This window comes from Actinokineospora fastidiosa (genome assembly GCF_014648415.1).
Taxonomy (GTDB): domain Bacteria; phylum Actinomycetota; class Actinomycetes; order Mycobacteriales; family Pseudonocardiaceae; genus Actinokineospora; species Actinokineospora fastidiosa.
Window position 1 is genome coordinate 1,808,150 of sequence record NZ_BMRB01000001.1, and the last position, 11,744, is coordinate 1,819,893.

General features: G+C 74.2%; 13 protein-coding genes. 1 reads left to right on the plus strand and 12 read right to left on the minus strand.

What is annotated here, in order from left to right:
• Window positions 1-74 precede the first annotated feature (74 nt).
• The gene (locus IEY98_RS08680) at window positions 75-1,163 is read left to right on the plus strand and encodes an adenosine deaminase (RefSeq protein WP_373292343.1); all 1,089 of its coding nucleotides are present in this window, start codon (window positions 75-77) and stop codon (window positions 1,161-1,163) included.
• Here the strand turns inward: IEY98_RS08680 and IEY98_RS08685 are convergent.
• The 12 genes from IEY98_RS08685 to IEY98_RS08740 form a co-directional block, all read right to left on the minus strand.
• Window positions 1,153-2,382, minus strand: a complete 1,230-nt coding sequence (locus IEY98_RS08685) for a SatS C-terminal domain-containing protein (protein ID WP_189209688.1) — start codon at window positions 2,380-2,382, stop codon at window positions 1,153-1,155. The genes IEY98_RS08680 and IEY98_RS08685 overlap by 11 nt on opposite strands.
• Before the next feature lie 91 nt (window positions 2,383-2,473).
• Window positions 2,474-2,983: a YbaB/EbfC family nucleoid-associated protein gene (locus IEY98_RS08690; RefSeq protein WP_189209689.1), complete on the minus strand. Its 510-nt coding sequence runs from the start codon at window positions 2,981-2,983 to the stop codon at window positions 2,474-2,476.
• Window positions 2,980-3,390, minus strand: a complete 411-nt coding sequence (locus IEY98_RS08695; protein ID WP_189209690.1) for a YbaB/EbfC family nucleoid-associated protein — start codon at window positions 3,388-3,390, stop codon at window positions 2,980-2,982. Before IEY98_RS08695 ends, IEY98_RS08690 begins: the two co-directional genes overlap by 4 nt.
• Window positions 3,391-3,431: 41 nt before the next feature.
• Window positions 3,432-3,971, minus strand: a complete 540-nt coding sequence (locus IEY98_RS08700) for an MOSC domain-containing protein (protein ID WP_189209691.1) — start codon at window positions 3,969-3,971, stop codon at window positions 3,432-3,434.
• Entirely contained in the window at window positions 3,968-5,065 is a 1,098-nt protein-coding gene (locus tag IEY98_RS32455; protein WP_229786687.1) for a bifunctional WXG100 family type VII secretion target/C40 family peptidase, read from the minus strand. Before IEY98_RS32455 ends, IEY98_RS08700 begins: the two co-directional genes overlap by 4 nt.
• Window positions 5,062-5,385: a hypothetical protein gene (locus IEY98_RS08710; protein ID WP_189209692.1), complete on the minus strand. Its 324-nt coding sequence runs from the start codon at window positions 5,383-5,385 to the stop codon at window positions 5,062-5,064. The genes IEY98_RS32455 and IEY98_RS08710 overlap by 4 nt, the downstream gene beginning before the upstream one ends.
• A 61-nt stretch (window positions 5,386-5,446) precedes the next feature.
• Complete coding sequence (locus IEY98_RS08715; protein WP_189209693.1) at window positions 5,447-6,289, minus strand: class I SAM-dependent methyltransferase; 843 nt, start codon at window positions 6,287-6,289, stop codon at window positions 5,447-5,449.
• A complete protein-coding gene (locus IEY98_RS08720) occupies window positions 6,265-7,320 on the minus strand; it encodes a zinc metalloprotease (RefSeq protein ID WP_189209694.1) in 1,056 nt (351 codons plus the stop codon). Before IEY98_RS08720 ends, IEY98_RS08715 begins: the two co-directional genes overlap by 25 nt.
• A 12-nt stretch (window positions 7,321-7,332) precedes the next feature.
• A complete protein-coding gene (locus tag IEY98_RS08725) occupies window positions 7,333-9,435 on the minus strand; it encodes a lantibiotic dehydratase (protein ID WP_189209695.1) in 2,103 nt (700 codons plus the stop codon).
• Window positions 9,436-10,233, minus strand: coding sequence for a hypothetical protein (locus tag IEY98_RS08730; protein WP_189209696.1), 798 nt, complete (start codon window positions 10,231-10,233; stop codon window positions 9,436-9,438).
• Complete coding sequence (locus IEY98_RS08735) at window positions 10,233-11,126, minus strand: MbnB/TglH/ChrH family RiPP precursor modification enzyme (RefSeq protein WP_189209697.1); 894 nt, start codon at window positions 11,124-11,126, stop codon at window positions 10,233-10,235. The genes IEY98_RS08730 and IEY98_RS08735 overlap by 1 nt, the downstream gene beginning before the upstream one ends.
• A 15-nt stretch (window positions 11,127-11,141) precedes the next feature.
• Complete coding sequence (locus IEY98_RS08740) at window positions 11,142-11,744, minus strand: LysE family translocator (RefSeq protein WP_189209698.1); 603 nt, start codon at window positions 11,742-11,744, stop codon at window positions 11,142-11,144.

Sequence of the window (11,744 nt, forward strand, 5' to 3'; positions counted from 1 at the left end):
CGGATCTTGCCATCACCGGAAGTGATCATGCCGTTACCCATCCGAGTGAGCCCTGGCCTGAGTACCGTATGGCCATGTCGACCCCGCTCACCGCGGACACGATCCGCCAAGCCCCCAAGGTCCTGCTGCACGACCACCTCGACGGCGGCCTGCGCCCCGCCACCGTCCTGGAACTCGCCGACGCGGGCGGCTACCGCGACCTCCCGCACGACGACGCCGCCGCGCTCGGCGCCTGGTTCCGCGAGTCGGCCGACTCCGGCTCGCTGGTGCGCTACCTGGAGGGGTTCGCCCACACCTGCGGCGTGATGCAGACCGAGGACGCCCTGGTCAGGGTGGCCGCCGAGTGCGTGGAGGACCTGGCGGCCGACGGCGTCGTCTACGCCGAGGTCCGCTACGCCCCCGAGCTGTTCACCGAGGGCGGGCTCGGCCTCGACCCGATCGTGGAGGCCGTGCAGGCGGGCTTCCGCGAGGGCGAGCGCCGCGCCGCCGCCGCGGGCCGGACCATCCGCGTCGGCACGCTGCTGTGCGCGATGCGCCAGAACGCCCGCTCGCTGGAGATCGCCGAGCTGGCCGTGCGCTACCGCGACTCCGGCGTCGTCGGCTTCGACATCGCGGGTCCGGAGGCCGGCTTCCCGCCCACCCGCAACCTCGACGCCTTCGAGTACCTGCGCCAGCAGAACGCGCACTTCACGATCCACGCGGGCGAGGCGTTCGGCCTGCCGTCGATCTGGGAGGCCATCCAGCACTGCGGCGCCGAGCGGCTGGGCCACGGCGTGCGGATCGTCGACGACATCAAGATCGACGCAGACGGCCGCGCGCACCTGGGCAGGCTCGCGTCGTACGTGCGCGACCGGCGCATCCCGCTGGAGATGTGCCCGACGTCCAACATCCAGACCGGCGCGGCGACCGCCATCGAAAACCACCCGATCGGGCTACTGGCCCGGCTGCGGTTCCGGGTCACGGTCAACACCGACAACCGCCTGATGAGCGGGTGCACGGTGTCGAGCGAGATGGCCGCGCTGGTGGACGCCTTCGGCTACGGCTGGCCGGACCTGCAGTGGTTCACGGTGAACGCGATGAAGTCGGCGTTCATCGACTTCGAGGACCGCCTGGAGATCATCAACACCGTGATCAAGCCCGGTTACGCCGCCCTCATCGGGTGACGAGCCGGTCCTCGAAGTCCTGGACCAGCTTCGACCAGGCCGCGGACTCGGCGTCGAACGGCGCGCTGGGGGCGAGCCGGGTCGGGTCCGGGGCGAGGATGAAGGAGACCAGCCAGCCCAGGCTCTCCGACTGGCTGAGCGCGGTGTCGACGCTGTCGTCCCCGGCCCACTCCGCGGCGTCGGTGAGCAGTTCGACGGCCAGGTCCAGCTGTACGGGGTCGACGGCGTCCATGCCCTCGCCGAGGTCGTCGGCCAGGCCCTGCAGCACGTAGGTGTTGTCCTCGTCGACGTCGATCTCGATGTCGCCGTCGGTGGCCTTGGCCGAGACCTCGTCCCAGGTGGAGACCTTCGCCAGGTCGTTGTCGGAGAAGTCGCCGACGGCGAGGTACTTGGCCAGCGAGCGGGCCGAGGTGGTGACGTCGATCTTGCCGTCGGCGCCGAGGAAGATCGGCTTGTCGTCGAGGTAGCAGCGCAGGGTGTAGTACTCGGACCCGTCGGTGATGATCTTCACGGGGTCGATGCCGACCTCGGCCCAGAAGCCGACCGGGGCCGCGGCGTCGGCCTCGTCCTCGGTCTCCTCGGCGTCGGCGTCCTCCTCGGCCTCGGCCTCCTGCTCGGCCTGGAAGGCGGCCAGCTCCTCGGCGGCCTTGTCCAGCTCCGGCCCGGTGACCTCGGGGATGGTGACGACCTCGTCGAGCGCGTCGAGCAGGTCGTCCCACTTGTCGACGACGGTCTTGGCCAGGTCGTTCCACAGCCGCTCGCCCTCGCGGCCGGTGAACGGGTAGGTGCCCTGGTCGAGCACGGCGAACCCGTCGGCGGAGTCGAGGATCTCGTGCACGTCGTCGAGCTCGCACACGTCGGCCAGCGAGCGGATGATCGAGACGATCTCGGCCAGCTCGCCGATGGTCCAGGTGTCGGGTTCCTCGGCGACCAGCTCGGGCACGCCGACGAGGTCGTACTGGTGGGCCTCGGCGGGCATCAGCTCGGCCACGCCGAGGGCGGGCACGTGGTTCCACGCCGGGTGGTCGATGAGGTCGTGGTCCTCCGCGGTGCGCACGAAGGCGGCCAGGTGGGCGGTGTCCGGGAAGGCGTAGAGGTCCTCGTCGTGGCCGAGGAAGGCCTCCCACTCCTCGCCGTCCTCACGCCAGCGCGGGGCCCACAGGGTGACGAGGTCGCCTTTGGGCAACCCCAGCTCAATGGGGACGATGTCCTGAGCCATGGAAGGTCCTCCTGGTCGGGCAGCGCTCGGGTGCGTCGGCAGCCTACGGGGTAAGGATCACACGGACGAACCTAGGCTCCCACCTGGTTTCTCAGCGGTCCGAGCGCAGGAACGACAGGTCCAGCGACAGCGGGTCGTCGTCGTCGTCGGGGTCCGCCGCGGCCGGGCCGGGTCGCCGCTGGTCGGCGAGCCGCTCGTCGCGGCGGCGCTGGAACTCCTCCGCGGTGATGCTCGGCCGCGCGCCCCTGCGGGCGGGGGCGGCGTGCCCGGAGATCAGCTCGACGGCGTAGGTAAGGTTGTCGCCCAGCAGCGGGGCCAGGCGGTTGTACCCGGCCTGCGTGGCGTCGTCCATGGCCGCGTGCGCGACCTGGACGATCAGCCTGCCCAGCTCCGGGCCCCACCGCACGGCGTCCTGGCGCAGCCAGAGGTCGAGCATCCGGCCGCGGCCGTCGACGGTGACCCGCACGGTCTGGTACTGGTCCTGGGCGGTGCCCTGGACCTCGGCGAGCACCTTCTCGACCGTGGCCAGCGCCTCCTGGCGCGCCCTGCCGTCCTCGATGACCTGGCGCGTGCTGCGCTCAACCGGTTCGCGCGCGGTCATCGCGGCCTGTGCCCGAGCGGATTGTGCCCGAGCGGGTTGTCGTAGTCGGCGTCGTCGTCATCGTCGAGGGGCTCGTAGCCGAGGTCGGCGAGGTGCTTCTCGCCGCCGGGCCCGAGGACGGGCGCGAGCGCGGCGTGCATGGCCCCGCCCGCGCGCCGGGTGGCGTGCGCGGCAACGGACATGATCTGCGCGGCCAGCGCGTCGGCCCCCAGTTGCAGCCCGCGCGGGGTGATGACGATCTCCGTGGGCAGTCCGCCCGGCTTGACCTCGACGGTCACCGAGCCGTCCCCGCTGCTCGCCCGCCCGCTGATCGGTCCGACCCTGGCGGTCCGCTCGGCCGCGTCGGCCCTGGTCCGCTCGACCTTGCGGGCAACCGAGTCCAGCTCGCGGTCGATGTCGATGTCCACGCCCGGAATTTTACGCGCGGTGACCGCCCCGCGACGGCGGTTCAGACGCGTCCGAGGGGCGAGTGCGGCGGCGGCGGGAGGTCGACGGTGATCCGGTCGCCCGGCGCGACGCGCCCGCCCGTGCGGACGACGCCCATGATCCCGGCCTTGCGGACCAGTCGGTCGCCGTCGCGGTGCACGACCTGTTTGAGCAGCCCCGGCTGGAAGGCGTCGATCTGGGCGCAGGGGTTGCGCAGCCCGGTCACCTCGATCACGGCGTCGGCGCCCACGCGCAGGAGGGTTCCGGTCGGCAGCGCGAGCAGGTCGATGCCGACGGTGGTGACGTTCTCGCCCATCTCGCCCGGCCGGACCGTGAACCCGGCGGCGGCCAGCTCGGCGAACAGCTCCTCGTGGATGAGGTGGACCTGCCGCAGGTTGGGCTGGGTCGGGTCGGCCGCGACCCGCGACCGGTGCTTCACCGTGACGCCCGCGTGCGCGTCGCCCTCCACGCCGAGCCCCGCGAGCAGCGTGATCGCGGGGACGGCCTGCTTGCTGAAGCGGTGCTCGCCGTCGCGGCAGACGGCGGTGACGGTCCCGCTCATCCGGTCGGCCGGTAGAAGCCGACGAACGGCATGCCGGAGTTGGTGGTGCGCAGCGGGCCGATCTGGACCGGGTCGCCAGCCTCGATGATCTGCCCGTTGCCGATGTACATCGCCACGTGGCCCTCCCAGCAGACCAGGTCGCCGGGCAGCAGCTGGTCGGCGGAGGGGACCTCGGCGCCGATGTCCTGCTCCCGGGACGTCCTCGGGATGTCGAGTCCGCCCTCGCCGTAGGCGTACTGGGTCAGCCCCGAGCAGTCGAGCCCCACGCCCGGCGACGTGCCGCCCCAGACGTAGGGCACGCCCAGCTGGGAGATCGCCGCCCGCACCGCCCGCGCCGCGGTCTCGTTCGGCGCCTCGACCACGCTGCCGTCCGGCAGGTTGATCTTGACGCCGGTCCCGGGCTGCGGCGGGATGGCCACCGGCAGCCTGCGCTTGGTGACGACGCCGCCGCCCCCGCCGCCGGAGTAGTCCCCGCCGCCGCCTCCGCCACCTCCGCCGCCCCCACCGGAGCGGTCGTTGTACGCGGCGGGCGGCGCGGACGCCGATGAGGTCGTCGTGGAGCCCGAGTCCCCGGTGAGCTTCGTGACGACGCCGCTCAGCTGGGTCATCACGTTCTCGAGGTTCATCGACGTGTCGCCGGTCAGCTGGGCGGCGTACCGGGCGAGTTCGGTGAGCTTGCGCTGCGCGCCCGCGGTGTCGCCCGCCTGCCGCAGCGCGGCCGCGGCGGACAGCAGCTCGGCGGCCTTGCTGTTGAACTCGTCGATCTGCGCCTGGTTGACGCGCTGGCCCACCTTGAGGATCTCGCCCGCCTCGCGCACGGCGGCCTGCACGTCGGCGCTGTAGGTCGACAGCGCCCGGCTGGTCGACGCCTGGGCGGCGACGTCCTGCTCGTAGCGCACGGCGCCCTGGCCGCTCCAGCCGCCGCGCAGCGCGGCGGCGCGCCGGTCGGCGTCGTAACCCGCGGTGTCCACAGTGGAGGCCACGGTCCCGTGCCTGGCGCCGACCCTGTCGATGGCGGCGTCGTCGGTGGCCAGGTGGCGCTGGGCGGTCGCGGCGGGCTGGATCATCGGCTCCAGCAGGTCCCGGGCGGTCACGGCTCACCCGCAGCGCGGCGCAGGTTGCGGGCCTCGTCGTCCTCGACGGCCTCGAAGTTGGTCCACGTGTTGGCCACGGCCTCCACGATGCCGCCGTAGGAGTCGGCCAGCCCGCGCACCCCGGTGGCCTGGCGCTCGCCCGCCGCGCGCAGCGCCGCCGTCAGGCCGACCTCGTCGCCGATCTTGGAGAACGCGCCGTCGGCGACGTCCAGCCCGTCCGCGACACCGCGCAGGTCGTCGGCCAGCGGCCGCATGCCAGCGGTGTAGGCGTGGAAGGCGTCCGCTTCCCCGCGGTAGCCCCCGATATCCGATTCGCTCATCGCATCCCCCTCGACCCGTCTGACGCACGCCGAGCCGCGCTCGCTCCCGCGGATTCCCACCCTAGGACACCGCGCCGCGACTGTCCGCGAAACGGGCCGGGACCGGTCGTTTCCGCGCCACGACCAGGTTCCAGGCCAGACTGAGGTCGGCGACGCCGTCCCGGCGCAGCCGCAGCAGGAGTCCGTCGAGCAGGCGCCGGACCCGCGCGCGGGCGTCGGGCGCGGCGTCGCGGAACGCGGCGTGCGATGTGGGGGCGAGGTGGGCGAACTCGGCCCAGTAGTCGTCGGCGGCGCCGAGCGGCCACGAATGGCCGAACGCGTGCGCGGCGATGTCGTCGAGACCGGCGTCCCGCAGCACGGCCGCGACCTCGCCGACGGTCGACTCGAACGGGCCACGCACCCCGGGCGGCCGGAACATCGACGGGATCGCCGTCGCCACGCAGGACGCGCCCACCGTGATCAGCCTGCACCGCTCGGCCGGTCCCCAGATGTGCACCAGCAGCGCCCCGCCCGGCCGCAGGACGCGGGCGGCCTCGGCGACGACGCGGTCGATGTCGGGCATCGCCCACCACGCCGACAACAGCGTCGCCGCGTCCGCGCTGCCGGTGCGCAGCGGCAGGGCCAGCGCGTCGCCGCAGACGCCGGTGCCCGCCCGCAGCGGGCCGAGCGCGAAGTCGACGCGCACCCCGACCGCCGCGCGCGGCAGCGCCCGCAGGAAGGGCCCGCTGCCGCCCGCGATGTCCACGACCACCGCGCCGGGGCCGAGGGCCAGCAGGCGCGCGGCCGACCGCGCCACGGCCGCCGCGGCGACGCCCGCGCCGTCCCCGACCACCGAATGAACGGTGTCCCAGTGTTCCCTGCCGTGGTAGTCCATCCGCGTCACCCGGCCAGGACGCAGACCCACACCAGCCACAGGACGAACGCGGCCACCGCGGCCCGTCCGAGCACCGTGATCAGCGCGAACGCCGCGTAGCCGAGGGTGGGAAGGCTCCAGCGGGGCGACCGCAGCGCCGCGAAGGAGCGGCTGCGCAGGTTCGCCATGCCGGGCAGGCAGGTGAGCAGCAGGTAGGCGTCGCCGTCGAAACTCGGGATCAGGGTCGGGACGACGCAGACGGTGCCCGCCAGCACCAGCCACACGCCCAGCGTCGCGAGCGGGCCGGACAGCCACAGGGCGACGCCCACTGCCGCGTAGACCAGGCTGCCCAGCAGGCCCGCGGCCACCGTGACCAGCCGGGGCCGCCACGGCAGCGCCGACCACACCCGCTCGTCCGGCTCGGTCCAGGCGAACACGGCCAGGGACCGCAGCCCGATGCCGACCCGGCGCACCGGCACGCCGTAGGCGCGGCAGGCGAGCGCGTGGCCGCCCTCGTGGAACACCGAGGACAGCACGGTCACGACCAGGACGCCGAGCAGGCCCCACCCGCGCAGGGCGTCGGGCACCGCGGCGGCGAACTCGGCGAAGCGCGCCAGGAGCGCCACGACGGCCGCCAGCGACACCAGGCAGGCGAGCACGGCGACACCGCGTCCGGCCAGCCAGGGAGCCCGGCGCAGCAGGGCGTCGAGCACCCGCGTGGGATCGGCAGCGCCGACGTCGACGCGCTCGACCGCGGTGAGCACGCGCAGGGCGCGGCGGGCGGGCGACGGCCGGGCCGTGTCGTCGAGCACGCCGAGGGCGAGGAGCTTGGCCTCGAAGGCACGCATGGACTGCGCCGTCGCCGTGCGCAGCCCGGCGCTCCGGGCGGCCTCGGCCACCTCGGCATACGTCCCGTCACCGGTGAACAGCCGGGCGACGTCCAGCACCGGCCCGCCGAGCACCCAGCGCGCGCGGGCGCGCGGGTCGGTGACGGCGAAGCGGCCGTCGTCGGCGGGCTCGACCACCAGCCGGGCGGGGAACCGGGCGCGCACGGACTCCGCCGCCGTCGCCCGCCCGGTCACGTCGTCCCCCGGTCAGACCACATAGGTCATGCGCAGCTCGCTGGTGTGGACGCCGAGGTCGTCGGCGAACCACAGCCGGTCCGGCCGGGGCGAGAACTCGGTGACGCGCAGCGCGGTCGCCGAGCGCGCCAGCTTGGCGAAGGTGTCGACGGCGATCGGCGACGCCCAGTCGAGGTAGACCGGCTTGGGCTCGGTGTCGACGCGGAAGAAGGCCCGCCGGGGCAGGCCGTGCTCCCCGGCCCAGGCGCGCAGCGCGCGGAAGTCGGCGAAGTCCTCGGCGGGCCGCGGCGCGTCCGGCAGCCCACCGGGGTCCGGCGACCACGAGCGGCGGCGCGCCACGACCCCGCGGTAGGTCAGCCGGGCGGTGGAGTCCCCGCCCAGGACCGCGCCCGCGACCCGGAACATCACCTGCTGCAGATCCGTGGACAGCACGCTGACCATGTCCTCCGTCCGCCCGCTCTCCCGGTCGACGAACCGCACCATCCCGTCCACCCGCCGCACCCGCCCCCGCCCGGCCGGGACGGTCCGCTCCGGCGGACACCGACTGGTCGCCCCGGGAAACACGACCTCGGTCAGCGACGTGCCGACCGGCCAGGCGAACTGGGACCGGTGATAGGCGGAGTCCGTGCCCGCCAAGACGACCCGGCCACCGCAGAACACCCGATCGGCCAACTCCAGTGCGGCGTCGGCTTCGTCGAGGAAGGGAAGGGCGACCGGCTGCACGGCCGCCGCCACGCACGGGTGCACCTCCCCGAGCACCACGTCGCGCCCGGCGACGAGCACGTCCGGCGACATCACCCCGACGCCCAGCACCCCGGCGAACCGCCCGTGATCGGGGAACCGGGCGGCCAGCGCCGCGGCCACCGCGGCCAGGTCGTCGTCCGCGATGTGGTCGGGGCTCTGGGCGGTCGCGGCGACCTCGGCCCACGCGGCGTTGAGGAGCGTCCGCAGGGTCTCGGCGATCCGGCCGCGGACCGGCTCGATCGCTCCCGAGGCGCGCACCGCTTGCAGATAGGCCGGGAAATCGGTGTCCGACGTGCCCTCCGCCGCCTCGCGTTCGGCCGCCACGGCGGCGTAGTGCGCGTGCAGTCCGCTTGCCGCGCACTCGGCGACCAGGCGGTACAGGCGGAGCAGCGGGGGCAGGTCGTCGCGGAGGACGCGGGCGAGGCGGCCGCCCACCCGGAAGCGGACGTTGCGCTCGCAGTCCTCGTACACCGGCAGCCTGCCCGCGTACATGGTCCCCTTGCGCCGCGCGGTCTCCACGCCCGCCGCCGTGAGCACCGCCCGCATGCGGTCGAGCAGTTCCCGCTGCGCCAGTCCCGAGGTCTCCCGCTCGAAGCGGGCGCGCAGGGCCTCCAGCTCAGCGGTCACGGGCGTACGCCCAAGCGCGTGCTCGACAGCGTCTATGCCGCTCCCGGGCGGGATCGACACCTCCCGGCGCAGGACGCCCGCGGCGACCAGGCGGGCGACGCCGTTCTCCTCGGGCGGCGGCGCGCCGTCCCGCACCGCGCGCACGTACCGGGCCGCGGACACCGGCAGCGCGACGCGCTTGCCCACTGGCACGCGCAGGCAGTCGCCGTCGAGGTCGCAGGCCGGGTTCAGCCGGTACGGCGCCGCGGGGGCGGTCGCGGCCAGGGCGTCGGCCACCCCGCGCAGCACCCAGTGCTCGAACCGCACCGAGCGGCGCCGCAGCCTGCCCGCCGCCGGATCGAGGACGTCCAGCGCGATCCCCTCCGGCGCGTCCGGGTCGACCGTTCCCCAGGCGAGCGGGCCGAAGAAGCTGCACGTCTCGTTCTTGGCGCACAACCGCTGCAGGTACGACCACCCCACGCGCAGCCGCTGCCGGGTGCGCACGGTCGGCTTCGCCAGGTCGGCCTCCGCCAGCGCGGCCATCCGGTCGACCACGTCCGCGTTGGACAGGACGAGGGCCTCGGTGACCGCGGGCTCGGTCATCCTGGCCGCCAGCGCGGTCCGCGCCGCGAGGACCGCGCGCCCGAACGCCGCCGGGTCGTCGTACTCGGCGGACCCCGGCTCGGCCAGCCCCGGGCAGGCGAGGTCGTCCAGCCACGAGAACGGGAACCCGGTCGAGCGCAGCCATGACCACGGGTAGAGCATCTAGTCGCTCCCGGGAGCGATCACGACCCCCAGCGCCACCAGCTTCTCCACCAGCCGCCCAGCGGGCATCTCCCCGGCCGCCCTCGGCACGGCCAACCCGCGCACCAGCGCGACAGCCGACTCCGGCACGGCGACGATCCGCCTGCGCAGGTCCGGCGGCGACAGGTACACCAGGAACGTGCGCGGTCCTGCGGGCAGGACGCCCACGCCCGGCTGGCCGCCGCGCAGCCACCCCGAGACGTCCAGCTCGGTCGTCACCGAGGTCACCGCGTCGTTGGCCGCGTACACGCCCGGCCGCGGGGTGAAGTCCGGCGGCGAGTGGGCGGCCCGGACCGTCACCGCCACCGCGGCCGACTCCAGCGCCGCCAGGTCGGCCAGCCCGTGCAGCCCGCCCACCTCCGGGTGCGCGCGCAGGAACTCCAGCACCCGTCCCCCGTAGGTGTAGACGTACGGGCCGAAGTCCCGCCAGCCCACCGAGTCGAGGAACCGCTCGGCCAAGGCGTCGATGTCCACGCCGTTCGCGCGCAGCAGCCGGTGCGTCAGCGGCGCGGCGGTCTCCAGCGCGTTGATGAACGAGCTGGTCATCCGGTAGCGGTAGTTCGCGATGAAGAACCGGGTCCCCGCCGGGGTCTCCGCGTACCGCTCGATGACCTCGCGGTCGGCCGGGCTGAGGCCCAGGGCGTCGGCGCGCTCGGCCAGCGTGCCCGCGAACATCGCCTCCCGCACCGCCTCCTCGCGCATCACCCGGCGCCACGCGTGCCACACGGTCCGGGCGTCGAGCTCGGCTCCGTCGGCCATCACACCGCGCCCCGGACGGCGGTCGCCTTGTCCCAGGCCGCCCGCGCCCTGGCCAGGTCCCGCACGATCATCGGCTCGTCGCCGGTGTCGAGCAGCCGGGTGCTCTCGTGGTGGCAGCGGCCCTGGTACTCCAGGATCACCGCGCCGGGCGTCACCCGCGCCAGCAGCCAGTCCAGCAGCTCCCACACCGGCTCGGGGACCGGGCTGTCGTGCCAGTCGTGGTAAAGCCCGTCGTGCCAGCTCCCGCCCGCCAGGTGCACCGCGATGACGCGGTCGAGGGGGATGGTGTCGAGGTAGTCCTCGATGTCGAAGTCGGCCAGGTTGAGCGAGTTGGCGTAGATGTTGTGCAGGTCCAGGTGCAGGAACGTGCCGGACGCCGCGACCAGCTCCGCCATGAACTCCGCCTCGCGCATGGTCGAGCCCGGGGTCCGCAGGTAGTAGGCGGCGTTCTCGTGCGCGAGCGGCACGCCGTAGAGCTCCTGGAGTCTGCGCGCGCGGTCGGCGACCCGCCGGACCTCGCGCGGGGAGAACTGGAGCGGGCTGCTCCAGATGTCCAGCCAGGAGTCGTCGCCGTAGAAGCTGTGGTTGGCCACCCACGGGCTGCCGATCGCCCTGGTCATCGGCACGTGCCTGCGCACGGCCGGGGTGTCGGCCAGCTCGCCGAAGCCGAAGTCGCAGCCGTAGTTGGAGTGCGCCAGCAGCAGGTGGCGGCTCCTGAGGTCCATCAGCCGCTCGCGGGCGCCGGGCAGGAACACCGTCGGGCCGTCGAGCGGGCCCATGAACGGGTCCAGCAGCACCTCGAACAGGTCGACCCGCAGCGACTCGAACGGGAACCAGTCCAAGATCTCGGGGTTGTACTGGATCCCCACCCCGATCGGGGCCGGTCTGTCCACCTCGTTCCCCTCCCGCTATGCGACCCAGGTCAGCGCGATCGAGACCGCCAGGGCCGCTCCCATCCCGACCTTGAACACCAGCAACCGGCCCGGCGAGGTCAGCCAGTGCCGGATCCCCGAGCCGAACAGCGTCCACGCGCCGACCGCGGGCACGCAGACCACCGCGAACACCGCGCCGACCGACAGCGCCCCGACGACCGGCCCGCCGTCCACGCCGTAGGCCCCGACGGCGCCCACGGCCATCGTCCACACCTTCGGGTTCACCCACTGCAGCGCGGCCGCCTGCCAGGCCGAGACCGGCCGCGCCGCCTGCTGCGCGGGGTCGCCGGGCGAGCCCATCCGCAGGATCTGCCAGCCCAGCCATCCGATGTAGACGGTGGCGAGCACGTGCAGCGCGACCTGCAGCCAGGGCAGCGCCGCGAACGCGCCGCCGAGGCCCGCGCCGACCACGACGATCACCGACGGGATGCCCACGGCGACGCCGACCGCGGCGGGCACGGCGGGCCGCAGCCCGAACCGCGCCGCGACCGACAGCAGCAACAGCGCGTTCGGACCCGGGGTGAACGTCGCGACCACCGCGAACAGCCCTAGTCGCAGCGCCCAGTCCCAGGCGAACAC

Excerpts from the sequence above, each read along its gene's own strand:
- IEY98_RS08690 (WP_189209689.1), bottom strand. The coding sequence starts at position 2,983 with ATGACCGCGCGCGAACCGGTTGAGCGCAGCACGCGCCAGGTCATCGAG.
- IEY98_RS08685 (WP_189209688.1), bottom strand. The coding sequence starts at position 2,382 with ATGGCTCAGGACATCGTCCCCATTGAGCTGGGGTTGCCCAAAGGCGAC.
- IEY98_RS08730 (WP_189209696.1), bottom strand. The coding sequence starts at position 10,233 with ATGGCCGACGGAGCCGAGCTCGACGCCCGGACCGTGTGGCACGCGTGG.
- IEY98_RS08680 (WP_373292343.1), top strand. The coding sequence starts at position 75 with ATGTCGACCCCGCTCACCGCGGACACGATCCGCCAAGCCCCCAAGGTC.
- IEY98_RS08710 (WP_189209692.1), bottom strand. The coding sequence starts at position 5,385 with ATGAGCGAATCGGATATCGGGGGCTACCGCGGGGAAGCGGACGCCTTC.
- IEY98_RS08725 (WP_189209695.1), bottom strand. The coding sequence starts at position 9,435 with ATGCTCTACCCGTGGTCATGGCTGCGCTCGACCGGGTTCCCGTTCTCG.
- IEY98_RS08700 (WP_189209691.1), bottom strand. The coding sequence starts at position 3,971 with ATGAGCGGGACCGTCACCGCCGTCTGCCGCGACGGCGAGCACCGCTTC.